This is a genomic window from Nostoc paludosum FACHB-159 (assembly GCF_014698835.1).
Lineage (GTDB): Bacteria > Cyanobacteriota > Cyanobacteriia > Cyanobacteriales > Nostocaceae > Nostoc > Nostoc paludosum.
The window spans coordinates 1-26,139 of record NZ_JACJTU010000061.1 but is presented as its reverse complement, the minus strand read 5'-3'; the positions used below and the strand labels follow the sequence as shown (position 1 = coordinate 26,139).

Genomic DNA, 26,139 nt, shown 5'->3' with positions numbered 1-26,139 from the left:
GGTTTTGTTAATATTAAAATTTATTTGAGAGCTATGAGTTTTTTAAATCAAAATTTTATATAGATGAACTATAGGTTTTGTGAAAATTATTATTTATTTGAGAGCTATGAGTTTTTTAAATCAAAATTTTATATAGATTGAAAAAATCTGCATCTCGTTATATGGCAGCTTTCTTTACCTCTACCTAGAACCGATACCATAGTGATGCGGTAGCCCGTTCCTGACGATTCTATTTTTTGAACAAAATCGTGAAAATATTCCCCACTCTAGAAGGCAGGTCTACTAAAGCTACAACAGGATTTAACAACTCTAAACCCTTTTTTAAAACCTCGCTGAAGCCCCATTGATTAAATTTGATTGTTTTTACTTGTGTCTTTCGTACTCCTGACTGGTCTTTCTTCAGCTTCGCTGCTGGCTATAACTGCTTGCTGATTTTCACTAGCCGCCTCATCTAATGTACCAGTATCGCCGCTATCAGATGCCTTCGGACGGCGACGGCTGCTTTTCCTCAATTCGCCTATTAGATATTTGATTCTGCTACCAGTCAAATTAATCCCCAGACCCTTCAGCATTTCTGAAACTTCATCGTAAGTGTAGCCGTACTTCGAGGAAGTCAACTTCTCAATGTACCGTCTCATCTTCCGAACAGCTTCTCTGTCCGATACATCTTCTCGCTCTTTTGGCTTCTGCTCCTTCAGCAGATTGATGGCCTTATCAATCTTCTCTTTCGTAATCACTTCTGAATTCTGCTGTTCAGCCATTGTTATCTCATGAATATCAATTAATTGATAATTATCGGCTATCTGAAAAAATCTGACTCAAAATCCTCAAAAAAATTGACTATTGCGGCTACGCCGAATCACCTTTTACTGCGGCAGCTACGCTGTTCTTTTTACTCAACCTCATGAATATCAATTAATTGATAATTATCGGCTATCTGAAAAAATCTGACTCAAAATCCTCAAAAAAATTGACTATTGCGGCTACGCCGAATCACCTTTTACTGCGGCAGCTACGCTGTTCTTTTTACTCAACCTGATGCTTTTAAAAAAATCGCCTATTACGGCTACGCCGAATTATTGATTCGTATTACAGCTTCGCTGAACTATTTCTTTCTGTGACAGCTTCGCTGATATTCTTATTCAAACTGTACCAAGAAATCTGACTATTACAGCTTCGCTGAATCTATAATTTTATATAGCGGCTATGCCGTTTTTACCTCCTCTATTACGGCGGGAGCCGAACCAGAATTTATCTCCTGCTTGATTATCTAAAATTCCGGCTACGCCGTTGATATATCCCTCTGTAAGTTGTAGGATGGTCAGCAGCACAGCTACGCTGTCGTATTCTCGCCCCCAGTCTCTCGTCGTGTCTCCGTACATACGTAGCACTCGACACCTCACTACCCCCGCACTTGGGCTTGAAGCCAGCCATGCCTTAAAGCTTACGCTTTACCTCGCTTCGCTCGGACGGCAAAGCTGGTTTAGTGGGGTTCCACCCCCCTAAAAACCCCCCTCGCGTGATGTCCTCATTTCCTCTAAACTATGGCAAATCGCAAGCAGTCAAAAGCCCTAGTCCGAAAGCATATTTTTCCAATTCGTTTGAGCGATATCGAACTGGAAATGATTCGGATGAAATCGCAAGACGCGGGGATGTCAGCGAGTGAACTAATGAGACGCAATGCGTTGATGCGTCCGTTACCCAAACGATTGAGTAAAATTAGCTTGCAAACATATTGGGAATTAGGACAAATTGGGAACAATCTTAATCAGCTTGTCAAAGCAACCAACACAGCTATCAAGATGGGCCGTACTCCACCGACTAACCCAGAACTGTTACAAGAACTTTTAGAACTGCTGCATCAGTGCAGACGAGACATTGCCTCGGATGATATTGAAGGTGAAGACTGGGAAGAAGAGGAAGACGATGATTGGGAAGCAGACGAAGGGTAGAGGTTTTCGCAAGCTGTTAGATTATCTAGAATCTCGTGAAAATGCCCAACTCATCGGCGGCAATATGAGTGGGAGAAATGCCCGTGAATTGGCGCGTGAGTTTCGCCTGTCGAGACAACTAAATTCTGATGCTGACCGAGTTGTTTACCATGTCTCATTATCAGCCGCAAAAGGTGACAAATTAGATGATGAAAAGTGGACTGAGATTGGCGACCGCTACATGAAAGAAATGGGCTTTGATGCCAATCAGTTTGTCATCTTTCGCCACCATAACACCGATGACGACCACGTTCACATTGCAGCCAGTCGAATTAGGATGGATACTGGGCTAGTAGTGCATGATTCTTGGGATTATGTACGCTCTGAGAAAGTGCTGCGACAGATTGAAATTGACTATAATTTGGTGCAAGTGCAAGGTAGCAGAGAGAAACTGAATCGCACACCCAGCACCGGACAAATCAGGCGCATAATAAGAGAGCAAGAAGAATATTCATCGGGTAGGCGTGATACCCCACCAGAGCGCACTATTAAAGAGCAACTTCAGCAGACAATTGACACTGCTAGTGTTGATCATCCTCAAATGCCGATCTTGATCTGGCGGTTACAGTTAGCTGGCATTAGTGTGAGAACAGGATTCACTAGGAACGGTAAGTCTAAAGGAATTTCATACCAGAAAGATGGGCAGGCTTTCAGTGGTACACAACTAGGTGCGGCTTATACCTTCCCTGGCCTGCAAAAACATCTTGGCATTGACTACCAACCAGAACGTGATGATGAATTTATTAATAAATTGCTGCTCAAACCTGTTAAACCACTCCCAATTGAGCAGTTAGAAAAGCAATTTCTTGAGCTTGAGCAGAAACACCAACAGCCTCAATTCACTCCACCACCAGAGGATAAAGTTGTTTGGCAGAAATTGCACAAGTATTTGAATGAAGAACGCTATATACCAGATTATATTGTGCAAGGATTACATGATAATCAGTTGCTTTACGTGGATGAGCAGCGAAATATTTTGTTTATCAAACGTGATTTAGATGGTTCAAAAACTGGTGCATTAGTTTGGTCAAAGCCTAGACAAAATCATCGCGCTGTGGAGTACGGCCAAGACACCTCTACAGCAAATGGTTGGTTTTATTTGAGATTGGGAGGGCAACCAACAGACAAGGTAGAAAACGTCTTTCTGTGTTCTACACCAATTGATGCGATGTCAGCAGCCACCTACCTGATTTCAAGTTGCAAAGGGCTACCACCAACTAGAACCATGTTGATAGTCGCTGATGACCCGAATAACCTACCTATGGAATTTCTCAAAGGTTTCAATAGGGTTGTTGTAGCATTTAATAATGATGAACAAGGGAATAAGGCGGCTAGTGCAATATTAGAATTGTTGCCACAGGGTAAAAGGCTCAAAACCCATAACCCTGATTGGAGTCAGGAACTAGAAGCTCATCTCAGGGAGGAGCAACAAAAGCTCATACAGCAGCAGCGTGGTTTTAGCCTGTAGCTAGGACGTGCAGACCGAACTCGTTGCCGCGATCGCTTGAAGAGATGCTGTCTTCGGGACGGGCACAGTGATCAATCGTTGGGCTGACCAGTTCCGCAAGCCTGCCCCTTTATATTCCGCGTTGCCGCATGATTCGCAACGAGTTCTTAAATTTTGGTTAAACGACATTGGGTGAAAGCTTCTACTGTAAGGCATTTAGCGTCAATTAACGGTTTTAATTACCTATACAGAAATCTACGAAAGGTATAGTAACTTCCCCACACCAAGATGTTACTGAATTGCTTTCTTCTACTGGAAGTATCGGCTTTTGACCAGTGACTCTGTAAAAAATCTGAAGTTGATATTTTTCATGTTTAAGATTATTAAAATACATGAAACCGCCTGCCTCGTTATAAATTTTTAGCTGTAAATTAAAAAGTTTTCGACATAAAAAAGTTTCTAAACTAAAAAATGTACTTTCTCCGGGTTGAACTAAATAATAAGGCTCTCCTTTAACCCATAATCGCAATATATCACTGTCAATCTCTATTACATTCCCACTACGAGCAATTAAATTTGGAAATGGCTCAAGGGAATCTAATCGCTCGAAATAGAGAAATTTAGCTGTTTTATTAGTGACATGAATACCTAGCCTGACAGGGTTCTCAGTCCACGGGAAAAGCGGAATAGGAATAATTGACTGTATTTCCGTTTGAAAACTAACACCATTTACTTCAACGATATTACTGTAATTAGATTCACTTGGTGTCATGTTAGAACTTAGTGTCAGTAAGAAAAAACCTTAATAAAATTTTGGGAACTTCAGTTTATTTATAAAGCTTCCACTCGCCATTACTGCATAACTTCCTTGCGCTGTCGCGGCTATCTTTATACGCCCAGTTTTCCTTGAAATCATAATAGGTTGCTGTCGCCTCAAGCACTTCCAACCAATATCTCTTCATTCTTTTCGGCAGCTGAAAGATACAAACCTCTCCACCGCTCTAAGTCGTTAAGACACCATCCTTCCCAACCTTGATCTCTTGCAAACAGCACTTCAGGATTGATTTGTCGAAAAATATTGGCTCCTTCACTGACTAGTTCACGGGATATAAGTCCCAATGACTCTTCCGCCAGCAACAAAGTAGGAGCAAGAGTTTGATCTCCAAACATGAGCTTTTGAACAATTTCATGGGCATTCGCTACCTGTTTTCTCGATAGCTCCTGCGACAAACGTTCCTCGATCTCAGCAGATGATTTTTCTAGTGATGCTGTTCTATCTTCAATCCCTGGATAGGCTTGACGAGTAAGCCTTAACTCAGACCGCAATTGAGCGATTACCCGATCTGCTTCTAGCTCAGATCCAAAAGTCTCTTGGTGTGTTTCGATAACATCTTCAAGGATTTCATTAATCTCTTCAGACTCAATCTCAAAAAAGCGGAAAATGCCGCAACCATGCGGGAAAAGAGAAACAACAAGGATGCTGAGTGCCTTTTCACGTTGAAGGCGTGCGTACAACGTACTGGTAGGAGGAATTGCGCTGTAGAGTACAGAAACACCCATAAGTAAGTTTGCTCCATTTCATGCTTGAGATTAATTACATCATTATTCTCCATTTCTGAAGTACATTTGCAACACTCTAGTATTATAATTTTTGGTCAAAATTCCCCAACAGCAGCATAGCGATTTTTGATAAAAATAGCTCGCGTTGCAGTCACCATAAGAGTTAGGAGCAATTTTTACGGAAAACCTTTAGTGTCGAATAGCTGTCCATTTACATCAATTGGCGTCAATTGACAGTTACCAGCAGTTGTAAACTGTTAAAAGCTGTAACTGCAATTTGCATCTTTTAACTGCTCCTTACTGCTAACAGGCAGCCTAAATGCAGAAAACTTGGGTTTTTAGTCCTAATAGGTAGCTATCGGGCAATTTGTAACTTACGCTACATTTTCCGCCATTCAATCTCCTTTAATCCTACGTATTTATCGGTGTTTATATGAGCGATGCCAAGCAAGAAATTCTTTCTATTAAACGAGACAGTAACAACATTGATGGCCAAATACTTAATTTTTTGAAGACCGACCCTATCTCACCTGGGTCTACTTTAGCTGATGCAGTGATGGTAACTCTCAAAGCACATTGGCTACCTTTGGTGTTGTACTCAATCGGAGTGCGCGGTGAAAAATTGCGCTTGCCCACTATTTGGGCGCTTCACCAATTAGAAGCACAAGCTCGGCTCATTCGTCGCATTTGTGGGATTGATACTTGATTTGAAGCGCAGCAGCGAGAAATGCTCTCGCTCGAAACAACCAGGGGGGGTTTTAGTCGGTGAGTCGTGTTGAAAGACGAACTCGTTGGCGCTATCGCTCGACTCATGCGGTCTTCGGGACGGGCTTCCACGATCGCTCTTTGGGCCGACAAGTCCAAGCCTGCCCGCCCCGAAGACTTCGCGTTGCCGCATGATTCGCAACGAGTTCTTAAATCTTGGTTAAACGACATTGGGGTGAAAGCTTCTACTGTAAGGCATTTAGCGTCAATTAACGGTTTTAATTACCTATACAGAAATCTTCCATGAAGAGATAAATCTAAATAAAATGATTTAAATTACAGAATGATTACAAAATTTACATCTCAACAACAAGATTTGATTACATCATATCAACAAAAATGGAGAGCAATTAGCTTATCAACAGAGCGCATCGACCGCAAGCGAGCATTAGCTGTACTTGAGGATGTATATAATCTGTATCCCGAAGGTCACATAATGCCTGAAGTTATTTTTTTTGAGAGTCCTTATGCTGCTTTTAGTGCGGAGTTAATAGTTGCAACAGGAAACTACAATGGTCTAACCGATATTGAGGTAAGTAATCAAGTAGCTAGCTTACAAACGCTTTGTGGTGAAGGTCAGGTAAGAAGTGATTTATTGTGGGATTTGGAGGCCAATCTATCTCCTACCGGATTAAATCCCCAAATTAGTAAGGAGGTTTGGCAGATTTTAAAAAAAAATCTTGTAGATGAAGTAGGTTCGACAATTCATGAACAGTTATGGGAAATTTTATGGAATTGGCTTAATGAAAAGTTATGCTATGAGTTGAAAGACACTCCTGATGCTCATACTAGCTTTTATGAAAACTTTATTTATTCTGACTCAGAATGGGCAAGTTACCCTGGATTATTAGATTTTTGTATCAACGAACTAAATTATCAACATGACCAAGAGCAATGGAATGTTTACCAAGCTGTATGTATTGAGTGTGGCTGGTGGTTTATACCAACGCCTACACATTACATAATTTGCGATCGACCAACAAAACTACTGCTTGATGATCAAGATAAACTCCATGCTGATGAAGAACCTGCGATTCAATTTGCGGATGGATTCGCTTTATATGCGCGGCATGGTGAAATTTATTCAACTTGTTTTCCTTAAAGCTTGGATGTCGGGATTGTGGGGATAGACGACATTGGGGTAAATCCAGCTAATTTAGAGCCAATGCTGGCTACCTTGATTGCGAAGCACTAGCTATTTTAATCAAGAGCCTCCAAAGTAGCCATCATAATAGATTGTGTATTGAACCGTAACTATAAAGATTAGCTAGCATGGCATCAAGTGGAATAAATGATAGTAACAGTCTTACAGAACAGGGTATTAACCTACAAATATCTGGTGTAGAACGCATAATACTGCCCGTTCCAGAAAAAAAGCCAAACGCTAATACTCTTGTGGACATGAATATTAGTATTGTTAACAACAGCTTAATACCTTTTCGCTTCAATCGCTCTGGTACTTTAATTCCTCAAATCGTAGGTTCAGATGAGCAAGTTTTACAAATACAAGAGCCAAGAGATAGGAGGAAATCTAATAAATATGATGATTATTTAGTGACCGCCGGAGAAAAAATTTTTGCTTTTTTATATGTACAAATATATTGGCTGAATAATAAGCTGCAACTCCAAATACCTAGTACATCTACTGAATTATCTACTGAATCTGATAATTTCTGGAAGGTTAACAATATCGAATTAGGAATTTATACTCTTCGATTTATATATCGCACTAATATAAAAACAGCAGTAGGGATAGAAACGGTTCGTTTATATACTCAATCCATAATTTTGCATTTAATTGAACCTGTTCAGGGTAACAACCGGATAGTTGAATTTGATGGCATTCGTTTTGAAACCTTAGTACCAAAACAGATATTAATTATTCCTGAAAAACAACCAGAGTCCACAACTTTCGTACAGTTTGGGCTGAACATTACTAATATGTCATCAACCCCGTATCGCTTCAAATTTCATGGTTTGAAGCCAGAAATTCAAAGCAGTGCAGGTAAATTGCTCAGGCGACTTTATAACATAAACGCATCAATAGGGATAGAAGAATCTCATTTTCTGGTAGCAGTACCAGGAGAAACTTTGACTTGTTTTCTAGACTGCGTGCTGTACTGGGAGAGTAATGACCAACTTGTAATGAGAGGAAGAGATAGTATAGGTGGTTATTGGTTTTTCACAAATCTAAATTCTGGAAGTTATCAAGTTCGTTTTACTTATAAAGGTTCAACCCAATCTTCAGTAACTAGATTGTTGCGTGGAATAGTTATAGAAAACCTTTGGACAGGAATAGTAACCACACCCTTTATAGACTTTCAGTTGGTGAATAAATGATATGAAGCTGCATTATTAATAATACTCCTATTCAATTTTTAAAATAATTAATAAAGGTCAAATAAGCTTTTTGCTGTAGTTAGAAGCATTACCGCGTAATAGAGATGCACAGCACTGGCTCTCAAAACCATTGGTATCCCTCGGCTGTAACAACCAATTTCAGAAAACCTGTCCTGAACTTTCTTACTTGACGACAAGTAAACCTTAGCCGATGATCCTAACGTCTTGGACAAAAATAAACAGTACCGATTGCCCCATCAACAGTTATCTTAAGTTGTAACGGGGCAGGTAAACAAACTCACTTATGAGCCGAATCATCGCAGTTTTTAATCAGGCGGGAGGTGTTGCCAAAACCACCCTTACCCAAAACCTGGGCTACCAAATAGCGCAATTGGGTCATCGTGTTCTGCTCATTTCACCCCAAGTCACTCATCCCCTAGTAAGGCTTCTAGCTTGTTTAAAAGGTTTACTAGCTGCTTTTGTTTTCTTGGTTCTTTCCATAGCTGACGCTTTTTAATGCGCTGCGTGATATCTTTTAGCCGTTCTGGTATTTGGTTAGGTGTTTTAGATTCAGATGGTGGTGTTTCAGATGAAGCCTTGGCGATGATTTGTTCTTTGATTTGGCTTAAAGACCAATCGTTAGCTATCGCTTCTGACAAGAGTTTTTGGCGGAGTTCGTCATCTTTTACCCGTGCCAAGGCTTGAGCTTTGGTATATTCCAGTTTGCCTTCTCGCAGTGCCATTAAAATTTCTTCGGGCAGATTGAGCAACGGTAAACGCTTGGTGGTAAACGATAGCCAATTCATCAGCCCTAAGCTCTCAAATACCTGCTCTACCGTCTTTGATTGCTCTAAATCCACTTTAGGAGAAACGTTTCTCCTAGATTCTGTCTGCTCGTCTAAATTGTCAGAAATATTATCAAGAGATTCCGTTGATTCGCCTTTAGGAGAAACGTTTCTCCTAGATTCATCTAATGAGTCTTGTGGTTGCTGTTCTTCTTTGCTGTGAGCGTTTTTCATTCGGTACAGCAAGGATTTGACTGCTTCTACATCACACTGAAGCCGGATTGCTAACAGGTGCAATATCCCTTCGGTTTCTTCAACGGGGTTAAGGTCTTCTCGTTGCAGGTTTTCAATCAAAGCCAACTGAAATGCTTGGTCATCGGTTAGCTGACGCGCAACTACTGGCGCAACTTCAAGTTTTGCTTCTTGTCCTGCCCGATAGCGTCGTTCTCCTGCTACTAACTCGTATTTTCCTCCACCAATTGGGCGCACTAACAAAGGTTGGAGAATGCCATGCTGTTTGACTGACTCAACTAATTCTTTTAATGCTTGTGGGTCAAAATAGCGCCTGGGTTGGTGTTGAGGCAGAACTATATCTGATAGCTTGACAGTAGTTTCAGTAGCTCTTGGTGTTTCTCCATCTGCTGAGTCTAACCAAGGTGCTGGGGGTTGAGTTGTAATTTGTCCGCCAAAGGGTTTATCAGTTTGCTTGCGTCGGATCACAAAGCCTCCAAAGAATTAGCGATTTCTTCAAGGATAGCCACCACAGAATGTTTAGGGTCAAACACTGCTAGGGGCGCACGTTCTTCTGTCGCATCAACAAAAGCGGTAGCTCTGGGGATGGCTGGGAAAATCCGACCCCAAGCTGAAAGTTGTTCAGTGATAGCTGCTAATGCTCGTTTATCGGCTGAGTTCTGGTGAGCATACCGCGTAGGAACAAACCCGGCTATTTGGATTTTCCGGTTAGCTTTATTTTTAACATGGGTGATAGTTTGTAAAAGCTCATCAGTTCCCTCAAAGGCTTTGAGATGCGTTTCGACTGGTACGAGGACGTGGGTAGCTGCGACTAGGGAGATATAAGAAAGCAATCCTAAGCTGGGGGGACAGTCTATCAGGATGAAGTCGTATTCATCTAAAACAGATTCAATGGCTTCCTTGAGGCGTAAGTCGCGCATGGCAGCACTGACTAACTGCATTTCGGCTCCACTTAGGACTCGGTTAGCTGGAACCAAGTCCATACCGTGAATGCCCTCATGAATCGGTAAGGGCTGCTCGTCGATAATGGCATCGGCAATGGTTTTTTGTAACTGAGATGGTACTAACCCCATGAATTTAGTCAACGACGCTTGGGGGTCTATGTCGATGAGGAGAACGCGGTGTTCTCGTTTTGCTAGGTGGTATCCCAAGTTTTGGGTCAGTGTCGATTTGGCGACACCACCCGCCTGATTAAACAGGGCAATAATGCGGCATTGTTTGTCAGAAGTTGACACTGGCTCTTTTTCCTAGAAGATACGTTGAGGTAGGGTCAACCGACTCGGTTTTAGTTTCCAGTTTACGTGGTGAAGGTGAAAAAAGTTTATTTTGAGATGAAAATTCCAGCAGAATTTATATAACTTCACCGTAATAAGATTTAACGGTGGCACAGAAGACGACTGCCAATCAAGAAGCAAATAGGTGTGACTTACTCAAACCCAATGAAAAAGCTAGTTGCTGTAGTCGTTATGTTAGACCATGCTGAGTTGAAATAATTATGGGACACTCATAACCGGATAATTAAACTGTGTTAGGGTGTGAGAAATGATTCCAGAATTTGAAGAAAATGGTAATTTACCACCAGGGGTACACTGGGCAGAATGGGAGGAATTTCAAGAAATATTTGGTACAAATTTAACTAGACAGCGCATGGTAGACGGTCTGGAACTGGCAATGACGCAACTAAAAGCAGCTGGCTGTAGCACTATTTATATTGATGGTAGTTTTGTCACCAGCAAACAAAAGCCTGGAGACTTTGATGCTTGTTGGGAGGACAATGGAGTTGATATAAATTACTTACAATCTATTGCTCCGGCTTTATTTAATTTTGCGCTGCGTCGTGCCGAACAAAAAATTAAGTACAAGGGTGAAATCTTTCCTTCAAATTATCCAGCTAATGATTCTGGTACAACCTACATAGATTTCTTTCAATTTGATACCAGGACGAATACGCGCAAAGGAATTATTGCTATAGATTTACAAAGGTGGAAACCATGATGATCAAAAACGAGCAACAATATCAAAATTCCTTAGATTGGTTGCAACGCTTTGAACAGTCTATAGCAGAGTTAGATAGCAATGAGCAATTGAAGGTAGAACCGGAACGGTGGAAGCTTCACCGAGATTCATATCAGAGTCAAGTTGACGAGTTAAAGTTAGAAATTTCGGAATACGAAAGACTTATTAATTGCGACACCAGCAAGCCTTTAAAAATTCAAGTTGATTCTTTAAATAAACTTCCAAATGCTTTAATTAAAGCTCGTTTAGCCGCCAAAATTAGTCAGCGAGAACTTGCTGATAGATTGGGAATTGATGAACAAAGAGTGAAAGAGTATGAGGATACAGATTATCAATGTGCCAGTTTTGTAGAAATCCTTGAAGTTAGCACTGCTTTGGGTGTTGAATTTGAAGCTGCAACTGTGCAAGTAGATTTCGCTGAAATAGAGGCAGTTAAAAAAAGCGTGGATAAATGGCGAAAAGAAAAAACGATTAAAACTAAAGCCTCATAAGTATGGCTGAAATTCTAATTAAAAATCTGAAATTTTGCCTGTATATTTTCAGATAAATGCTAGGACAACCAATTGACCTATGAAGATGAAGTTCTAAAGCATTAAGAAACTATAGTAATTAATTTCTTACCTGAGATTAGCACAACCCCTGTATAGCAAGGTGATTGAGAGCCAATATTGAGCAGGCGTATTGCACAGTATTGGCTTGTAGCCATAAAAGGGTACTGTGAAGGTAGCTGCGACATAGTTTAAGCTATTAGAAGTATTTAAAGTTACTAAAAAGAAGAGAATTTCTATGAGTGACTGGCTGGCAATATTTGAAGGTGCTGCATTTGCTCTAACAGTTAAAGGCGATATAGTCCTGCTACCCGACTACAGTCAAGCCAGAAACGGCAGAAAACCAAACTTCAGTTAAGTTTGATGGTAGCTCGATGTTCATTGTTAACCCCATATCCACCATTTAGCAAGTAGGAAATTCACCCGATGCTTTCTCCAGGCTTTCACCAGAGACTGCAAGATTTAGAAGATCATATTGCCCAAGAACAAGAACTTCTCAGGGAATTTGAGGAGGTATTGCGCTACGAGCCGAACCCTCGCATAAAAGCTGGATATCGTCGTGACATCGAGCGACAGCAGGAATCTGTTGCTGGCTACCGACAGGAATATAACGAACTCCAACACGAACTGACAGGTCAATCCTCCGCTCGGATGCAGGAGATGGGAAATCAATTGCAGCAGATGGATGCGAAGTTGAACATTTTACTGAGCAGTCAGGTGGCTATTTATGAAAACCTCGATCAAATGCGTCAAGACTTGTTGCTCCGCTATGACGCAAACGAGCAAGCCACAATCGAAGCAGTTGCTAAGCAGCTCAATCAAAATCAATTGGTGTTGACACAGAACCTTCTGGACGCACTGGAAGCAAACCAAGTATCAGAACAGCAGATGCAGCAGATGTTGGCGGTGCTAGAGGAGCGCGTTTCTGCTTTGCCTCCTAGCCAAGCTGCCGTCGCTGAAATTATAAAAGCTCCCGAATTAGATGCCAAGCACAAACTGAAAGTCACACTGCCCCTTGTGCCTTTTCTAGTTGACTACGAAGGCGAGTTGGAGTTGGGAAGTGGCTTCAACATCAAGACTGCCTGGGAGCAATTGTTGACTAAGTTACGGAGAAAGTGAGAAGTGAACCTGCACCAGTACCTCGAAGAACAACAGAAAGAAGATTTCAAGCTGCTCAAAGAGTATGAAGAGAAACTACGCTGTGCCACAGATCCACGGGAAAAACGCAGGTACAGTAATGAAATTCAAGAACTAAAACCAAGAATCTTCGAGAGGGAAGTTGAAATCCAATCATTGAAGAAAGTTAGCTTATCACCTCAAGCTCTGATTGAGTATTATCTACAGACTGACTTAAGCGAACTAGAACCAGCAGACATCCGAAAAATTGAGCAAGCTTTGCAATCTAATACCTTGGATGCAAGTATGCTCGCTCAGGGGTGCAGACTTTTAAGAAAAGAAAAGGGGCTTGATCTTGTCATCAACCAGTTGAATTGGATTCTTGAACTGGCTGGCATTGCAGATGGTGCTAAGCCTCGCTACTCTTTACCAGCGCCCAAACCAACAGGTCGACTAGCGTCAACAACTTGGATGGAAGCCCTGTTAAAACAAGGTTTACCTGGGGATTATTCTTCTAGTATTGCATTGACTTTAGGATTTTTCGGTGTTCTCATTCCTGAAATGGTTCCACCTCTGCAATTCTTGTTCAGCCATCCCAAATATGACTCTGTGAGCAGGGATGCAGCATTAATCCTTTTAAGTTTAATTGGTTCGTCAGAAGTTATATCAATGCTCATCCAGGCAGCAGATACCCCCGAAAGTGAAGATGATTATCTTTACAGCCGAGGGCTATTTGGTTTGTTACTAATTGATGATGTTAACGTGCTTGCAGAGCAACTGCGTAAGGCGTTGCCATATGCAGATTTAAATGCCTATGCCTACGGACTTGCAGGTAGCCGTAATCCGCAGGGTCGAGTTCTACTGGAAAAGATGAAGAACCATTCCAATGAGCGAGTTCGTAATGCGGCAAAGAATGCACTTAACAAATCCTGGATATTGGCTCCCAGAAATGATGCTTCAGAAGAAGTTTCTTCTGTCCAAGAGTCTTCAAAAACCTTTTTTGGTCAATTTACAGACAAAGCTATAAAAGTGCTTATGCTGGCACAGGGAGAATCGCGACGTTTAAAGTATAATTTTGTAGGCTCTGAGCATATCCTGCTAGGTTTAATTGGAGAAGGCACAGGTATTGCTGCCACAACATTGAATTCAAACAAAGTCAACCTCAAAAATGCACGAATTGAAGTTGAGAAGATAATTGGACGTGGATCTGATGATGTTGCAGCAGAAATCCCATTCACACCAAGAGCCAAGCAGCTACTGGAGCTATCGAAAATAGAAGCTGAGCAACTTGGACACAACTATGTCGGCACTGAACATTTACTCTTAGGGCTTATCAGAGGAGGTGATGGAGTTGGTGTGCAAGTCCTAAGAAATCTAGGTGTAAATCTACAAAAACTAAGAAATTTAGTTTTACAGGCAATTGCTTGACAACTCTAACAAAATTTCTATTTAGGGGTGAAAGTAGCGAGTCTGACACGAGCCGCTACGCAACTGCTGTAAGTCATGCTAGGTGTAGCGAACTGCAATCATAAACACCCAAAACTGCAATCAAGACAATTTTAAAACCACATTAAATTGCAACTAAGGGGTGTCTCAAAACCACAATAAATGCAACTCAAACCAAATTAAGGGTCTTGGCAACTTTTGGTGATGATGAAAGGTTACGGGCTTTAAGGCAGAAGGCAGAGGGCAGAAGGCAGAAGTCGGAAGAGTAGAAGTAATAATTTCAAACTTTGAGTTTGTTTAAACTAGCAACTAAGATACTTTGCATTTCCTCAACTTCATTTAATAAAGGAGTGAAAAGATTTTTCTCTGCTAAATCTACCTCTTTAGCAATGATTAATTGCGTATCTAATTCTCTCAAAGAACCTAAAGCAATATGTAAAAACTGTATGTATTCTGGCTTTGAGCGCCTACCATAGCCTTCAGCAATGTTGGATGCTACAGATACAGAAGAACGCCGTATTTGGCTGGTTAAGCCATACAATTCTGATTGAGGAAATAGACGCGTAAACTTATAGCAATTAATGGCAAGTTGAACTGCCCTTTGCCAGATAAACTGATTTCTGTAGCTCATAACTAAGTTTTAAGTTTGAAGTCAACAAGAAGTTTGAAGTATAAGAATTATATCCTTTAGGTTGCTAACAAGAATCGGCGCTCAAGTAAATCTATTTTGGCGCGACCATACATCTGTCGCTTTAACATTTTCAGCCGATTAATATGCCCTTCAACGGGGCCATTGCTAACTGACATAGTTACACCAGCCTTCACCGCGTCGTAGTCTTCACGCAATCGTTTAGCAAAGCGACGAAAGGCAGTCAGATTGCTCATGAGAGCTTGAGTCAGCCAAGGATCAAGTTGTGAAGGCTGCCGTTGCCGCACAATGTAGGTAAAGCTTTGCGATAACTCAATAGCTTCGGCTAAATCTGGATGTTGTGCTGTCAGTAGTGCAAGCAATTCTTCGTCTTCTGGCTGTTGCGATTCCGGTTTCCGCAGCACTAGCCATACAGCACGACGAGGCGTGAGACAAAGTTTTTTGGGTTGAGTGATTTTTGGTAAAGACTTAACCGAATACCGTTTTCTTGGCTTGATTTCTTGGACAGTACGGATACGTCGTGTGTAACGAGCTACAGTATCATAACTTCCTCTGTAACCCTGCTGTTGAATTTCCTTAAACAAAATTAAGCCTTCATGACAACCTTCATTCCAGCGTTTAAGGATATATTCATGGTACGGAACTAAGATACTTCGACCTCGGCTTCTTCGCCGATTTGGTTCTAGAAAGGTGGGAGTACGTAGATAGCGGAATACACTTGTTACACCAATCCCTACTTGACGGGCTATAGCTTTTCCACTCCACCCCTGGTGATGTAAGTCCCAAACTTGCTGATGGATAGCAATTCGTCTGGCACGGCTTTGTTCTGCTAATTGTAGTGCCTGTTGTTCACGGGTTGGTCGTGGTACTCGCACAACTACAGTACCGTCTGTTTGGGTTACTGATGAAAGACTGTATGCTTCATCGACGGTTTTGAGAGCTTGATGATGTGTAGCGAAAACTTCGTTAAGTGTTTGGGCTAAGTTCTGTAATAAGTGAAAACGGTCTGCAACCTGAATTGCTTCTGGCGCTCCTTGGCGAATACCACTTTCATAAGTTTTTGACCGATCTCGTGAGACGACTTTGACACCAGGATGAGCTTTTAACCATTCTGCTAAAGTTTCAGCCTTTGCATCTAGTAGTAGAGCAATTGGTCGGCTGCGTTCCAGGTCAATTAGTGCTGTGCCGTAAGTTTTACACTTGCGAAAACAAAAGTCGTCTACCCCAAGAGTCTGTGGCGTTACGATTGGCGGAAGAGGGATTGAGCGGACTAAATTTAATAGCGTGTTACGAGAAGCTGTTACTCCCAATTGCTGTGAGAGTCTGACCCCAGCAGCACCACCCAGAGCTAAACCAATTGCACTCAGTCGTTGCGCTAAACGCAGAGTTCTTCGTGCCCAAGGTGCAGTCACACTTGTCAGCCTTTCGGTAAAAATGCGCCGTTTACATAAAGTGTTGATGCAAAAAAACTTCCGCACCCGTAACTGTAAAGTAATGCTGTAATCAGCCCAAGGCAAGTCTGCTAACTTCCGCTCGTAGCGGCTATGAATTCGGTGAGTTGGTTGGTTACAAACTGGACAATTAACTACTGTTTTGATTGCGGAAACAATCAACTTTATTTGAGTCTTTATCTCGTCAACAAGCCAACTCTCAAGTTTCAGGTTTGTTGAATCTGGTAATAGGTGAGTTAGCACCGACATAGGGCTTGCTCAAATGTTTGATGGGGTGAAGTTTGAAGTATCTCAATTATATCTTTCTAACTTCCGACTTCTGCCTTCTGCCCTCTGCCTTCTGCCTTAAAGCGCGTAACCTTTCATGATCACCAAAAGTTGCCAAGAACCCAAATTAAATGCAACTAAACTGCAAACAACGGTTTTGAAACCACATTAATTGCAAATAGCCTAGAATCCTTTATCCATAAGTTTTTTCGGCTTTGAGAACGCAATCATCCTGAAAGTGTCCACTTTAAAGGTTTTTTCTCAATTTCATCCCAGGTGATTTTTTCAATTTGAACAGACCAGGATGCTTTATAAACAAGTAGATTACACTTGTCGGAAAAAACTTGATTTCTCATTTAATTGAACGAATGTTGTCTAGATTAAACCACATTATTCGGGCATATACGTTTGATTTAATCCCTCGTTTAATTTGAACACTCCGGGACAGTAAATGTCTCAAACTGTCTCCAGATATGGGTTACAGCTTCGTTGCATTTATTGTGGTTTCAGAACGCTTGGAAAGCAGTTTCGTTGCAATTATTGTGGTTTGGGCCGCAATTATTGTGGTTTTGAGACTACCTCTAGTTGCAGATTAATGTGGTTTCAAATTTACCTTGATTGCAGTTTTGGGCTTTTATGTTTGCAGTTCGCCACACTTAGCTCCCAAGCGTGTCAGTCAGATCCGCCTCTTGTCATATAAACTGAACTGTTTAGTTTGCCTCTGGCCGCAGCTTCCGTAACACTACCCCTTTAAATAGTTTTTGAAGTACAATACAGAATCTACGTAAATTCGGAAATATTGCGGTCATTAAGTATATGGATAATTACAACGTTATTATGATAGGCCCATCCGGTGCTGGAAAAACAGTTTTTCTTGCAAGCATGTACAAGTTACTCTCAATACAAAGAGGTTATACCTCTTTTTTTCTTGAAGTTGATCCCGAACAGCGAAAATTACTTAATGACAAATATACGCAAATAGCTGGCCCTGGAGAATGGCCTGCACCTACACAGTTTAGAGAAATATCTGAATGGTACTTCCGGGTCTGCATCGAAAATGACTCTTTTCAGAAGTTTCCTGCATTTCAATTTACCTATCTTGATTATGCTGGAGAAAGAATTGTAGATACTAGGTCAAATGAAGAATCAGTATCCGATTTTGAAATTAAGCTTAAAAATGCTGATGCTATTTTAGGTATTCTTGATGGAAGAAAAATTCTTTCTTTAATGGGTGATGAGGACGATGGGCAAGTATTTGTACTTAGAGAACTAGCAAATATTCTTCAAATTATACAGCAAACTCAAAGCCCAATTCATTTTGTACTTTCTAAATGGGATCTTTTAAACGGCAAGTATACTTTAAAAGAAATCCGCGATCGCTTGATGGATAATGATGATTTTAGAGAACTTGTGAAAAAGCGAGGACAAAAAGTGCCTATTCGCTTAATTCCGGTGAGTTCAGTTGGAATGGGATTTGCCGAGCTACAACCAGATGGCGAAATGCGTAAAATTCGTGGTGCCCAAGCAAAACCTTTTCAGGTTGAGATACCAATTGCCTGCGTGTTACCTGATCAGTTAACAAGTCAATTACAAAAGATTAAAGAAAAGGAACTAAAAATTCAATCTAAGTCAATAGAATCTGAACCGGATCTTACTATCTGGGATATTCTTGGGGAATGGGTTGGTAGTGGGCTTCGTAAACTGCGCGATTACCTGCGTAATGAATATCAGTTTAGTGACATTTTGTTAAAAATGTTAATTGATTATGCAGAAATGGGAGCATCCGAGAAACGCAAGGATGCAGCACAGCGAGCAGAAAAGCTCCGCCAAGAGAAAGAAAACTCCCTTAAGTTAGTTCAGAACGAAAAAACAGCAATTGAACATGCACTTCGTAGCTTTCTGTATCTTATAAGCACATTAGAACGGGATTTTCCTGACTCTACCTTAATTTAAATAATTATTTCTATTAAAAGGTTTGGAATTTATTATAAGATGGTTTACAAACTATATTGAATAAATAATTTCTGAACCTAATTAATGACAAATTCTACTAAATGAACATTAAAGTATTTTATGAGTATTGAAGTTTGGCCTTTTCTAATTAGTCGCAATAAAACTATAGGATATCGCACAATTACTGCTCCTGAGTTCTTGATTGAAAATAAATTGTCAATGCTTCTTGCTGAGGTAGCAGGAGGAGAATTAACTGAACAGGGATATGCTATATTACGTGAAATACATGACTCTCCAGTTGGAAACCTTACTTTAATATTTCGTGTAACACGTGCAGAAAAGCACTTTATCGGAGAAAAAGAAGAAGGAATACTTCGTGATTATAATGGACGACCAATAGATTGGATTGAAGGAGTTGTGTTCCGTGGATTCATGCCAGAAGTTGTAATTCCCGTTAATGTATTTCAAAAAGTACATATTGAAGTTGAAAAGTGGTATTGTGAGTTTTGGAAAGAGACAACTAGCCTTTTTAATACAAAACCATCGCAATCTTTTTCACTAGAACAAAATTCTTACGAGGATAGCAAACTAATAATAAAAAAAGAAGCACCATTCATACTCAGAAAAGAGACACCATCAGTTATACCTACTTTAACAGAAGATATACAAATTTCATGGGAAAACCAACAAATTATAAATACAAAAATCCCTATAAAATCTTTAAAATTAAGTTCAAATAAGAGACATTTAGTTATTTTGTACGATAATCCAGACAATGAAGTACACATTTATAATTTAGAAAATTATTTACATAAAAATATAAAAATTACAGTTGAAGAAAAATTATATAATGCAACAGCATTTGCCTTCGATCCAAGAGGAGAAGCTATAGTTTTTGGACTTGATTATGAGAGTATATCGAAAACAAAAGCTAATCTTTTGCTATGGGATATAGCAAACTTTAGGACAAATCCCTCACCCACTAAATTTTTTGATGAGGAAAGAGAAAAAACTGTTGTTAATGCTATTGCTTTTGATCCAACTGGGAAATTTATTGTAACTGTTAGTTCTAATCATGGAATGCAGATTTGGAATGTTGAAAGACGAGCAATAGAATATAAAACATTTGATAATATACCATTCAAATGTGTTGCTTTCCATCCTAATGGAAGGATGGTTGCGGCAGGCAATCAAAATAACTCTATATATCTACATAATCTTTTATCATTAGAGAATACAAGTTACAGCTTTTATCAACAGCAATCGCAAGGTGATAACGTTCGTCTTAAGCATAATAACAACGATCATTATCATGTGCAATCAGTAGCTTTCAGTCCAGACGGGAAAATGCTGGCAAGTGCTAGTACTGATAAAACAATTTGTATATGGGATGTAAATTCTAAAAATATAATAGCTGTGTTTGAAGAACACAAAAATGCTGTCAATTCCTTAGCTTTTAGCTCAGACAGTCAACTTCTTGCCAGCGGTAGTAGCGATAAAACCATTAAAATATGGAATATAAAATCACGGCAAGTATTATCTACTTTAACTGGACATAAAGATATAGTTTGTGATGTTGCTTTTATTCCGTCAAGCTTAAACTTAATTAGTGCTAGTAAGAATCAAACTGTTCTAATTTGGGAGTCAAAGAATCTGTAACAGTTTTTGCTATTTCTGGTAGTGTTTTTCGTTTTAATTCTGAAATACAACCTATATGCAGGTACTTAACTCTGTTGTTAGGCGATCGCTAACCTCAAATCGTAGCTGAATAATAATGATAATCAAGCCTTCGGCTTGATACAAAAGTCCCTTTTAACAGTCTTTAAATCTCCATTGTGTTTGATATACCTAGAGAAGCAAAGGATTTAAAATTAAAAATTCCTAATGGACTTTTTGGAAAGCCTGCGATTTTACCTTTATCTCTAGCTTTATAAATTTCTATCAACCCGTTCAATCCAACCCATCCATCAATAACTCAGACATCTCCAGCTGATCGCGGTTGCGGTTGTCGTCGTAAATTTGGAGTGTATTTAATTTAGCGTGTCTGCTGAGTTTCTGGGCTTTGCGGACATTGCCATCAGTTTTCTCAAGTACAGCAGTAATAGCACTGTGGCGGCAACGGTGCGGTGACATAGTTTTTTCAACCCCAGCCCGTTTAAATAAACGCTTGACTATTTTATAGATGCCATCCCCGGTTAACCTGTGGCCAGCATTTTGAAAATCAACCGAAGTAAACAACGGACGAGACGAGGACATATCGCCACCACGGGCAATCACCCAGTCAGTAATAGCTGTCACAGTGGCTTTTGGCAGATTCATCGTCACTCGTACCTGCTTGCCCTTAGCCAAAATTGATAGCGTTCCCTTAGAACCGTCGAAATGTCTCAAGTCTAAGGTGCTAATCTCGTTTCTCCTCAAAGCATTGCCCCACAGCAGCAGCAACAAAGCATAGTCCCGCTTCCCCGCCACTGTACAGAGATCGCACTGACGAATGACACTCAAAAATTCCTCTTCAGTGACACCGCTAGTATCGCGGTAAGCCTGCACTGGGATACTGTCAACATCCACCGCATAGTTACACACCCCCAGCTTTCGCCCATAAGCAACAAGGGACTTGATGGCCGCCAGCCGTCGGTTAATCGTGTTAGGAGATAAGCCAGCTTCAGCGAGTATGGCTCTGTACTTAGTCACTACCAGCGTGGCTTTGTGACCATCCAGGTGTAAAAACTCCAAGATAGAATCTCTGTTAGGATGCAGGCCAGTCATGCGAGTAAAAAAATCGGTGATGTCTTTGCGGTAAGCTTTACGGGTTCCCTCGCTGTTCTTGGATTTCAGCAATTCTTCCAAAACATCGGGGTCAGAGTCAATTACCGAGGCAAAGTACGCCTCAATTTTCGCACTGAGGGCATTTTCTAATTTCTGGACTACAACTAACTCGACGGATTCTGTATCTTCGCTCATGATCCCACCCCGGCTACGGTATTTAGAATGGCGCTTTCCAATACCGTTAACTATTATGCAGCTGTCGGGGGTCAGGCTGATTTAAAATTTGATTTCTCCATTAGTTGTGATCGTTGCTATCAAGGGATTGATATCAACGTTCGCCAGCAGTCCCAGATTTTCACACTTAGCAGTCTGCACTAATGTCTACACGCTGTCTATACCGAAACTCAATACTTTACTCTGTGCGCTCCTGTTCTTTTGGGGTTTGATAATTTACTACTTCTTTTGTCAGTTCCTCAACCGATAAATCAACTCCCTTTGCCACTTCGGAGATGCTGTAACCCATGCTCAAAAAGCGTGCTGCTGCTTTTAATTTGGTTTCACGTTCCAAGTCTTTGTAGATTCGTGTTTCTTCAATGTTCAGTCCCAGCATAGCTTCCACTTCCTCTCTACTCAACGAAGAAAACTTGTAAACGGCAATAGTGGTGATAATATCTATTATCTCGTTTTTCGGCAGTATGCCAGTTGACTCTAATTGTACTCGCTCAATTAATAGACGCGCTTGCTCCGCCATCGCTTTCTCTGAGGCGATTGTCAACTGCATTAAATTGATGCCTATTGACAGAGTATTAGGAGTACCTAACTCATCCAAATAAATGCGCTGCACTTGGTCGCTGTTTAAAAATATTCGATGAGTTCTTGTATCGCTTGGTTCCAAAGAGCGTGATGGGAAAATTACCACACAGTACCAGTCATCGTAGAGTCCTCTATTACGATTTAAGTACATCATCGACTCAGTAAAGAAGCGATGATAAAGAGCTTCGTCTGTTTGAAATTGAACTTCTGCAAAGTAGATAATCTTGGGTGTTGCACCCTCTGGAGGTAAAAAGACCCCATCAATGCGAAAGGAGGTTTCTTTTACCTCAACTGACTCAAATCGATAGTTTTGTGCCTCTTGGGGACGGTCATGAACCAGTTCAAAAATTAACGCAGGAAAGCGTTTAAAAATTTGGTAATAAATGGAGTCGCGTTTCACTTAAAAACCGAAAATAGTCTGCCTTATTATTACTTATTAAGTATATCCTTTTGTAAAATTTTTTAATTACAAATAAACTGTTAATGAGCATTTATCTCATGACCACAAGCCATTTACTTAAAACTAATACAGTCTTTCTGATTCAACCATTTTGATTGTTAGTCAGTATAGTATTGCAATTGGGTAAATTTGCTTCATTTGTTCTCGCTGATACTGTCCGCTTCACGCATACTATGAAATAATTTCAGAGCATTAAGTTGGCATAGAGAATGTAAAGAAAATTGCAAAAACAATGGAAACGGCAACTTCGCCATTACATCGCTATCTGAAAGAAAATTTGTATGATAACTATAAATTTATTAATGAAGGCACAGTAGATCCATACGAAAATCCGGAGTGTTTCGGCATCTGCCTGGTGACCAAAAGTGGTCAGGTATTTGAGGAGGGAAATTGCAATAAATTATTCACAATTAAATCAATTTCTAAACCTCTTGTTTATGGTTTAGCATTAGAAGATCATGGTCGTGATTATGTCAATACCAGAGTGGGTGTTGAACCAACGAGAGAAGCGTTTAATTCTATTATTTTAGATGAAAAAACATATCGTCCTTACAACCCAATAGTGAATACAGGTGCAATTGCAACTACCGATTTAATCAAAGGCTATAGAGTAATAGAACGTCTCCAACGCATCCTCGATATGTTCCGCCGTTACACCGGACGAGAACACGAAATTAATGTCCCTGTTTTTTTAACAGAAAAAGTAACAGGACACTCGGATCGAGCAATGGCACACCTGATGCTCAGCTTTGGCATGATTAGCAATCGCATTGAAGAAACCCTCGACCTCTATTTCCAGCAATGCTCGATTATGGTTAACACCCATGATTTAGCCATGATAGCAGCTACCCTTGCCAATGGTGGTGTCAATCCTATTACCAAAGAACGGGCGATTGATGAACACTATGTTCAGGATGTAATCAGTCTTATGCTCACTTGTGGAATGTACGATTACTCTGGGGAGTGGGCATATCGAGTAGGAATCCCCGCAAAAAGTAGCTTAGGCGGAGGAATTACAGCGGTTGTTTCCGGTAGGCTGGGGATTGGGACTTTTTCCCCACTGCTAGATGCCAAAGGTAATAGCATCAGAGGTATCAAAGTTTGTGAACACCTGTCGATAGATTTTGGCTTACATATCTCTAATGCCGCTAAACCAAAGCTCATTTTAGAAGATTTGATTGAGGGAGTTAATTCTGCCCAACGCGGAACTAGCCTCATTGGGGCTAACCTCATTGGGGCTAACCTCATGGGAAAAGACCTCACGAGAGAAAACCTCGTTGGGGCTTACCTCAGTGGGGCTAATCTCAGCGAGGCTAACCTGATGGGAAAAGACCTCAGCGGGGCTAACTTCATCGGGGCTAACCTCATCGGGACTAACCTCAGTGGGGCTAATCTCAGCGGGGCTAACCTTTACAAAGCTAACCTCAGCGGGGCTAACCTCATCGGGACTAACCTCAGCGGGGCTAACCTCATCGGGACTAACCTCATCGCGGCTGACTTCAGCGGGGCTAATCTCAGCGGGGCTGACCTTAGTGGATTTGACCTCAGCGGAGTTAAGGTCAGCGGGGCTAATCTCACTGGAGTTAACCTTACCGGAGTTAACCTTAGCGGGGCTAATCTCAGCGGGGCTAATCTCAGCGGGGCTAACCTGAGTAAAACTCAAGCAATAGAAACAGATTTTACTGGTGCAAAGTTTACAGGAGCTTGTTTGGAAGACTGGAATATTAACTCTGCTACAAAATTAAATGATATTGATTGCCAGTATGTTTATTTGAGAAAGGACAAACAAGAACCTCGTCCAAGTAGCGGAAAGTTTGCACCTGGGGAATTTACCAAACTATTTCAGAAAGCTTTAGAAACAGTTGACTTAATTTTTGCTGATGGCATTGACTGGAAAGCCTTCTTCCAATCTTTCCAAGAACTACGGAGACAGTATGATGATGAAAATCTGTCTATCCAAGCGATTGAAAAGAAAAGCGGTGGGGCATTTGTAATTCGTTTGGAGGTGTCAGCAGAAGCGGATAAGGTAGCGATTGAGAGTAAGGTAAAAGCACTATATCAGACGGAACTTCAAGCTATAGAAACACAGTATCTATTAAAGTTACAAGCGCAAGAAACACTAATTTCTAAATTTGAGCGCGATTTAGAATATGAACGTCAGACGAATACAAATTTGCTAGGAGTTGTTAAAACAATGGCTGAGAAAGAACCTACCCATAAAACTACAATTCATGCCAATAACGTGGGATTTGTCCAATCTGGTAGCGGTACTGTTTCCAATTTCTCCCAAAATATTGGTCAAAACTTTGATGAGATTACTAAGATAATTAGCTCTCTACGTGATCTAGCACAAGAATTTCCAGAAGCTCAACGTGAAGAGGCTCTGGTGCATTTGGACGACCTGCAAGAAGACATTAGTAAACCTGAGAAGCGAAAACCTGAGAGAATCAAAACCCGCATTATTGCTTTGTTGACGGTAGCGAGTACAGTTGCTGGTGGTATTGCTGTTGCTACTGACTTTAGCAATAATGCTTTGGAATTAGCTGAGAAACTAAAAGTTCCAATTGTGTTCAGTCAGCCTCAACAACCTACGCAGCAATTACCTCCATCAACGCTCAATCAGCCTAGCAAACATTTTAATCCTTAACTGGAATGTCTTAAAGAGGCAATAAACCCCCCAGTGCAATGCTGAGGGCGCTCTGTCTGCTGTCTCCTATCTGTCTAGAACTATATCGCTTCTGTCCCATGCTGTACAAGGTTTCTGTCTACTCCTGTCCATTCTGTCCATCTGTCTGATTTGAGGCAATTTTGATAGTATTTGCATCGAGCCAGACGGCCAGACTGTTCTCAACCAACTCATTAAACAATCGCTTCAATTCCTCTGAACTGAACCGTTGACCCTTAACCTTAAAGTTGGGCTGTATCTCCTGTATGACTGCCGATGTTCTTCCGGTGCGCTGGAGGTATTGCAGCAGTGATTGGGCTAGTGGTGTTAGGGATGGGATAGGGTTAGATTCTGCCTTATTACTAAGATTAAATTCCAGTTCATATATGCGCTCTAAAGTGGCTTTATCAATGGGAGGATAGGGGTTAGATTCTGCTGGTGTAGGGGAGCTAAAATCAGATATTTTTACGCTCATAGTCGGCAGATGAACATCAAGCCATTCGTTAGAACTATCAAGTTTTACCTTGGCTTTACCTGTTGATTTTGGCTGTAATGTAATTGTGTCAACAAGAGCCAAACATTCAACCTGAAGCATCTTAGAAACGAGATTATGCAAACTCTTAATACCGAACAAACACGCCTGAGTATTGTTGTGAGCAACCACAGTTAAAGGCATTTCTTGTTTACGGCTTTTAGTCAGTGCCAGCTTACCGAACTTTGATAGTAATTCTTCATCCTTAATTGTAACGACCTGCAATACTAATCGCTCAAACCTGCAATCAAGACATTTACAAACCAGGATTATTTGCAACTATAATTACGCTTCAGCCAGGATTAATTGCAACTGAA

22 protein-coding genes and 2 pseudogenes are annotated in these 26,139 nt (G+C 40.8%); 13 read left to right on the top strand and 11 right to left on the bottom strand.

The genetic code is table 11. The features are described 5' to 3' along the window. Window positions 1-347: 347 nt before the first annotated feature. Window positions 348-737 carry a hypothetical protein gene (locus tag H6H03_RS33890; RefSeq protein ID WP_313931995.1) on the bottom strand — a complete coding sequence of 130 codons (390 nt, stop codon included), beginning with the start codon at window positions 735-737 and terminating at the stop codon, window positions 348-350. A gap of 456 nt (window positions 738-1,193) precedes the next feature. Beyond that, entirely contained in the window at window positions 1,194-1,391 is a 198-nt protein-coding gene (locus tag H6H03_RS33885; protein ID WP_190959406.1) for a hypothetical protein, read from the bottom strand. Window positions 1,392-1,544: 153 nt separating this feature from the next. Here H6H03_RS33885 and H6H03_RS33880 point away from each other — a divergent pair, with 153 nt between their 5' ends. Both H6H03_RS33880 and H6H03_RS33875 read left to right on the top strand, forming a co-directional pair. Continuing rightward, window positions 1,545-1,952 carry a plasmid mobilization protein gene (locus H6H03_RS33880; RefSeq protein ID WP_190959405.1) on the top strand — a complete coding sequence of 136 codons (408 nt, stop codon included), beginning with the start codon at window positions 1,545-1,547 and terminating at the stop codon, window positions 1,950-1,952. Beyond that, the gene (locus H6H03_RS33875) at window positions 1,927-3,459 is read left to right on the top strand and encodes a relaxase/mobilization nuclease domain-containing protein (RefSeq protein ID WP_190959404.1); all 1,533 of its coding nucleotides are present in this window, start codon (window positions 1,927-1,929) and stop codon (window positions 3,457-3,459) included. Before H6H03_RS33880 ends, H6H03_RS33875 begins: the two co-directional genes overlap by 26 nt. A 214-nt stretch (window positions 3,460-3,673) precedes the next feature. Here the strand turns inward: H6H03_RS33875 and H6H03_RS33870 are convergent, their stop codons facing one another. Both H6H03_RS33870 and H6H03_RS33865 read right to left on the bottom strand, forming a co-directional pair. Then, complete coding sequence (locus tag H6H03_RS33870) at window positions 3,674-4,210, bottom strand: hypothetical protein (protein WP_190959403.1); 537 nt, start codon at window positions 4,208-4,210, stop codon at window positions 3,674-3,676. Between the two features lie 161 nt (window positions 4,211-4,371). Then, window positions 4,372-4,998 carry a hypothetical protein gene (locus tag H6H03_RS33865; RefSeq protein WP_190959402.1) on the bottom strand — a complete coding sequence of 209 codons (627 nt, stop codon included), beginning with the start codon at window positions 4,996-4,998 and terminating at the stop codon, window positions 4,372-4,374. 433 nt (window positions 4,999-5,431) lie between these two features. On the opposite strand from H6H03_RS33865, the gene H6H03_RS33860 reads away from it, so the two are divergent. The 4 genes and pseudogenes from H6H03_RS33860 to H6H03_RS33845 all read left to right on the top strand — a co-directional run. Next, on the top strand, window positions 5,432-5,704 hold the full coding sequence (locus H6H03_RS33860) for a hypothetical protein (protein WP_190959401.1): 273 nt from the start codon (window positions 5,432-5,434) through the stop codon (window positions 5,702-5,704). A gap of 342 nt (window positions 5,705-6,046) precedes the next feature. Continuing rightward, window positions 6,047-6,865: a DUF6745 domain-containing protein gene (locus H6H03_RS33855; protein WP_190959400.1), complete on the top strand. Its 819-nt coding sequence runs from the start codon at window positions 6,047-6,049 to the stop codon at window positions 6,863-6,865. A 170-nt stretch (window positions 6,866-7,035) separates the two neighbouring features. After that, the gene (locus H6H03_RS33850; RefSeq protein ID WP_190959399.1) at window positions 7,036-8,103 is read left to right on the top strand and encodes a hypothetical protein; all 1,068 of its coding nucleotides are present in this window, start codon (window positions 7,036-7,038) and stop codon (window positions 8,101-8,103) included. 304 nt (window positions 8,104-8,407) lie between these two features. Continuing rightward, window positions 8,408-8,518 (top strand): annotated as a pseudogene (locus H6H03_RS33845) (ParA family protein); the annotation flags it as partial. A gap of 10 nt (window positions 8,519-8,528) precedes the next feature. On the opposite strand, the gene H6H03_RS33840 reads toward H6H03_RS33845, so the two are convergent. Together H6H03_RS33840 and H6H03_RS33835 are read right to left on the bottom strand one after the other, a co-directional pair. Further along, window positions 8,529-9,605: a ParB/RepB/Spo0J family partition protein gene (locus H6H03_RS33840; RefSeq protein WP_190959421.1), complete on the bottom strand. Its 1,077-nt coding sequence runs from the start codon at window positions 9,603-9,605 to the stop codon at window positions 8,529-8,531. Next, window positions 9,605-10,375 carry a ParA family protein gene (locus tag H6H03_RS33835; protein WP_190959398.1) on the bottom strand — a complete coding sequence of 257 codons (771 nt, stop codon included), beginning with the start codon at window positions 10,373-10,375 and terminating at the stop codon, window positions 9,605-9,607. The genes H6H03_RS33840 and H6H03_RS33835 overlap by 1 nt, the downstream gene beginning before the upstream one ends. A gap of 307 nt (window positions 10,376-10,682) precedes the next feature. Between H6H03_RS33835 and H6H03_RS33830 the strand changes: the two genes are divergently transcribed. From H6H03_RS33830 to H6H03_RS33815, 4 genes and pseudogenes are all read left to right on the top strand, one after another. After that, window positions 10,683-11,135: a DUF6932 family protein gene (locus H6H03_RS33830; protein ID WP_190959397.1), complete on the top strand. Its 453-nt coding sequence runs from the start codon at window positions 10,683-10,685 to the stop codon at window positions 11,133-11,135. Next, on the top strand, window positions 11,132-11,647 hold the full coding sequence (locus tag H6H03_RS33825; RefSeq protein ID WP_313931992.1) for a helix-turn-helix transcriptional regulator: 516 nt from the start codon (window positions 11,132-11,134) through the stop codon (window positions 11,645-11,647). The genes H6H03_RS33830 and H6H03_RS33825 overlap by 4 nt, the downstream gene beginning before the upstream one ends. A 483-nt stretch (window positions 11,648-12,130) precedes the next feature. After that, window positions 12,131-12,823 (top strand): hypothetical protein, encoded by a 693-nt coding sequence (locus tag H6H03_RS33820; RefSeq protein ID WP_190959396.1) that lies wholly within the window; start codon window positions 12,131-12,133, stop codon window positions 12,821-12,823. 1,032 nt (window positions 12,824-13,855) lie between these two features. Next, window positions 13,856-14,242: pseudogene (locus tag H6H03_RS33815) on the top strand (Clp protease N-terminal domain-containing protein); the annotation flags it as partial. Between the two features lie 304 nt (window positions 14,243-14,546). Here H6H03_RS33815 and H6H03_RS33810 read toward each other — a convergent pair. Together H6H03_RS33810 and H6H03_RS33805 are read right to left on the bottom strand one after the other, a co-directional pair. Next, window positions 14,547-14,897: a four helix bundle protein gene (locus H6H03_RS33810; protein ID WP_017655391.1), complete on the bottom strand. Its 351-nt coding sequence runs from the start codon at window positions 14,895-14,897 to the stop codon at window positions 14,547-14,549. 56 nt (window positions 14,898-14,953) lie between these two features. Then, the gene (locus H6H03_RS33805) at window positions 14,954-16,615 is read right to left on the bottom strand and encodes an ISL3 family transposase (RefSeq protein WP_190959395.1); all 1,662 of its coding nucleotides are present in this window, start codon (window positions 16,613-16,615) and stop codon (window positions 14,954-14,956) included. An 834-nt stretch (window positions 16,616-17,449) separates the two neighbouring features. Between H6H03_RS33805 and H6H03_RS33800 the strand changes: the two genes are divergently transcribed. Both H6H03_RS33800 and H6H03_RS33795 read left to right on the top strand, forming a co-directional pair. Further along, window positions 17,450-18,586: a TRAFAC clade GTPase domain-containing protein gene (locus H6H03_RS33800; protein ID WP_190959394.1), complete on the top strand. Its 1,137-nt coding sequence runs from the start codon at window positions 17,450-17,452 to the stop codon at window positions 18,584-18,586. A gap of 120 nt (window positions 18,587-18,706) precedes the next feature. Then, window positions 18,707-20,245, top strand: a complete 1,539-nt coding sequence (locus H6H03_RS33795) for a WD40 repeat domain-containing protein (protein ID WP_190959393.1) — start codon at window positions 18,707-18,709, stop codon at window positions 20,243-20,245. 291 nt (window positions 20,246-20,536) lie between these two features. On the opposite strand, the gene H6H03_RS33790 is transcribed toward H6H03_RS33795, so the two are convergent. Together H6H03_RS33790 and H6H03_RS33785 are read right to left on the bottom strand one after the other, a co-directional pair. Continuing rightward, complete coding sequence (locus H6H03_RS33790; protein ID WP_190959392.1) at window positions 20,537-21,547, bottom strand: tyrosine-type recombinase/integrase; 1,011 nt, start codon at window positions 21,545-21,547, stop codon at window positions 20,537-20,539. Window positions 21,548-21,764: 217 nt separating this feature from the next. Then, window positions 21,765-22,565 (bottom strand): Rpn family recombination-promoting nuclease/putative transposase, encoded by an 801-nt coding sequence (locus H6H03_RS33785; protein ID WP_190959391.1) that lies wholly within the window; start codon window positions 22,563-22,565, stop codon window positions 21,765-21,767. Between the two features lie 292 nt (window positions 22,566-22,857). Here H6H03_RS33785 and glsA point away from each other — a divergent pair, with 292 nt between their 5' ends. After that, window positions 22,858-25,272, top strand: a complete 2,415-nt coding sequence (glsA, locus tag H6H03_RS41880; RefSeq protein WP_190959390.1) for a glutaminase A — start codon at window positions 22,858-22,860, stop codon at window positions 25,270-25,272. A gap of 118 nt (window positions 25,273-25,390) precedes the next feature. Here glsA and H6H03_RS33775 read toward each other — a convergent pair whose 3' ends face one another. Further along, a complete protein-coding gene (locus H6H03_RS33775; RefSeq protein WP_190959389.1) occupies window positions 25,391-26,047 on the bottom strand; it encodes a hypothetical protein in 657 nt (218 codons plus the stop codon). Window positions 26,048-26,139 lie beyond the last annotated feature (92 nt).

Bases quoted from the DNA above. Each gene is read 5' to 3' on its own strand.
- H6H03_RS33880 (WP_190959405.1), top strand. From the start codon at position 1,545: ATGGCAAATCGCAAGCAGTCAAAAGCCCTAGTCCGAAAGCATATTTTT.
- H6H03_RS33875 (WP_190959404.1), top strand. From the start codon at position 1,927: ATGATTGGGAAGCAGACGAAGGGTAGAGGTTTTCGCAAGCTGTTAGAT.
- H6H03_RS33870 (WP_190959403.1), bottom strand. From the start codon at position 4,210: ATGACACCAAGTGAATCTAATTACAGTAATATCGTTGAAGTAAATGGT.
- H6H03_RS33865 (WP_190959402.1), bottom strand. From the start codon at position 4,998: ATGGGTGTTTCTGTACTCTACAGCGCAATTCCTCCTACCAGTACGTTG.
- H6H03_RS33860 (WP_190959401.1), top strand. From the start codon at position 5,432: ATGAGCGATGCCAAGCAAGAAATTCTTTCTATTAAACGAGACAGTAAC.
- H6H03_RS33855 (WP_190959400.1), top strand. From the start codon at position 6,047: ATGATTACAAAATTTACATCTCAACAACAAGATTTGATTACATCATAT.
- H6H03_RS33850 (WP_190959399.1), top strand. From the start codon at position 7,036: ATGGCATCAAGTGGAATAAATGATAGTAACAGTCTTACAGAACAGGGT.
- H6H03_RS33830 (WP_190959397.1), top strand. From the start codon at position 10,683: ATGATTCCAGAATTTGAAGAAAATGGTAATTTACCACCAGGGGTACAC.
- H6H03_RS33825 (WP_313931992.1), top strand. From the start codon at position 11,132: ATGATGATCAAAAACGAGCAACAATATCAAAATTCCTTAGATTGGTTG.
- H6H03_RS33820 (WP_190959396.1), top strand. From the start codon at position 12,131: ATGCTTTCTCCAGGCTTTCACCAGAGACTGCAAGATTTAGAAGATCAT.
- H6H03_RS33810 (WP_017655391.1), bottom strand. From the start codon at position 14,897: ATGAGCTACAGAAATCAGTTTATCTGGCAAAGGGCAGTTCAACTTGCC.
- H6H03_RS33805 (WP_190959395.1), bottom strand. From the start codon at position 16,615: ATGTCGGTGCTAACTCACCTATTACCAGATTCAACAAACCTGAAACTT.
- H6H03_RS33800 (WP_190959394.1), top strand. From the start codon at position 17,450: ATGGATAATTACAACGTTATTATGATAGGCCCATCCGGTGCTGGAAAA.
- H6H03_RS33795 (WP_190959393.1), top strand. From the start codon at position 18,707: ATGAGTATTGAAGTTTGGCCTTTTCTAATTAGTCGCAATAAAACTATA.
- H6H03_RS33790 (WP_190959392.1), bottom strand. From the start codon at position 21,547: ATGAGCGAAGATACAGAATCCGTCGAGTTAGTTGTAGTCCAGAAATTA.
- glsA (WP_190959390.1), top strand. From the start codon at position 22,858: ATGGAAACGGCAACTTCGCCATTACATCGCTATCTGAAAGAAAATTTG.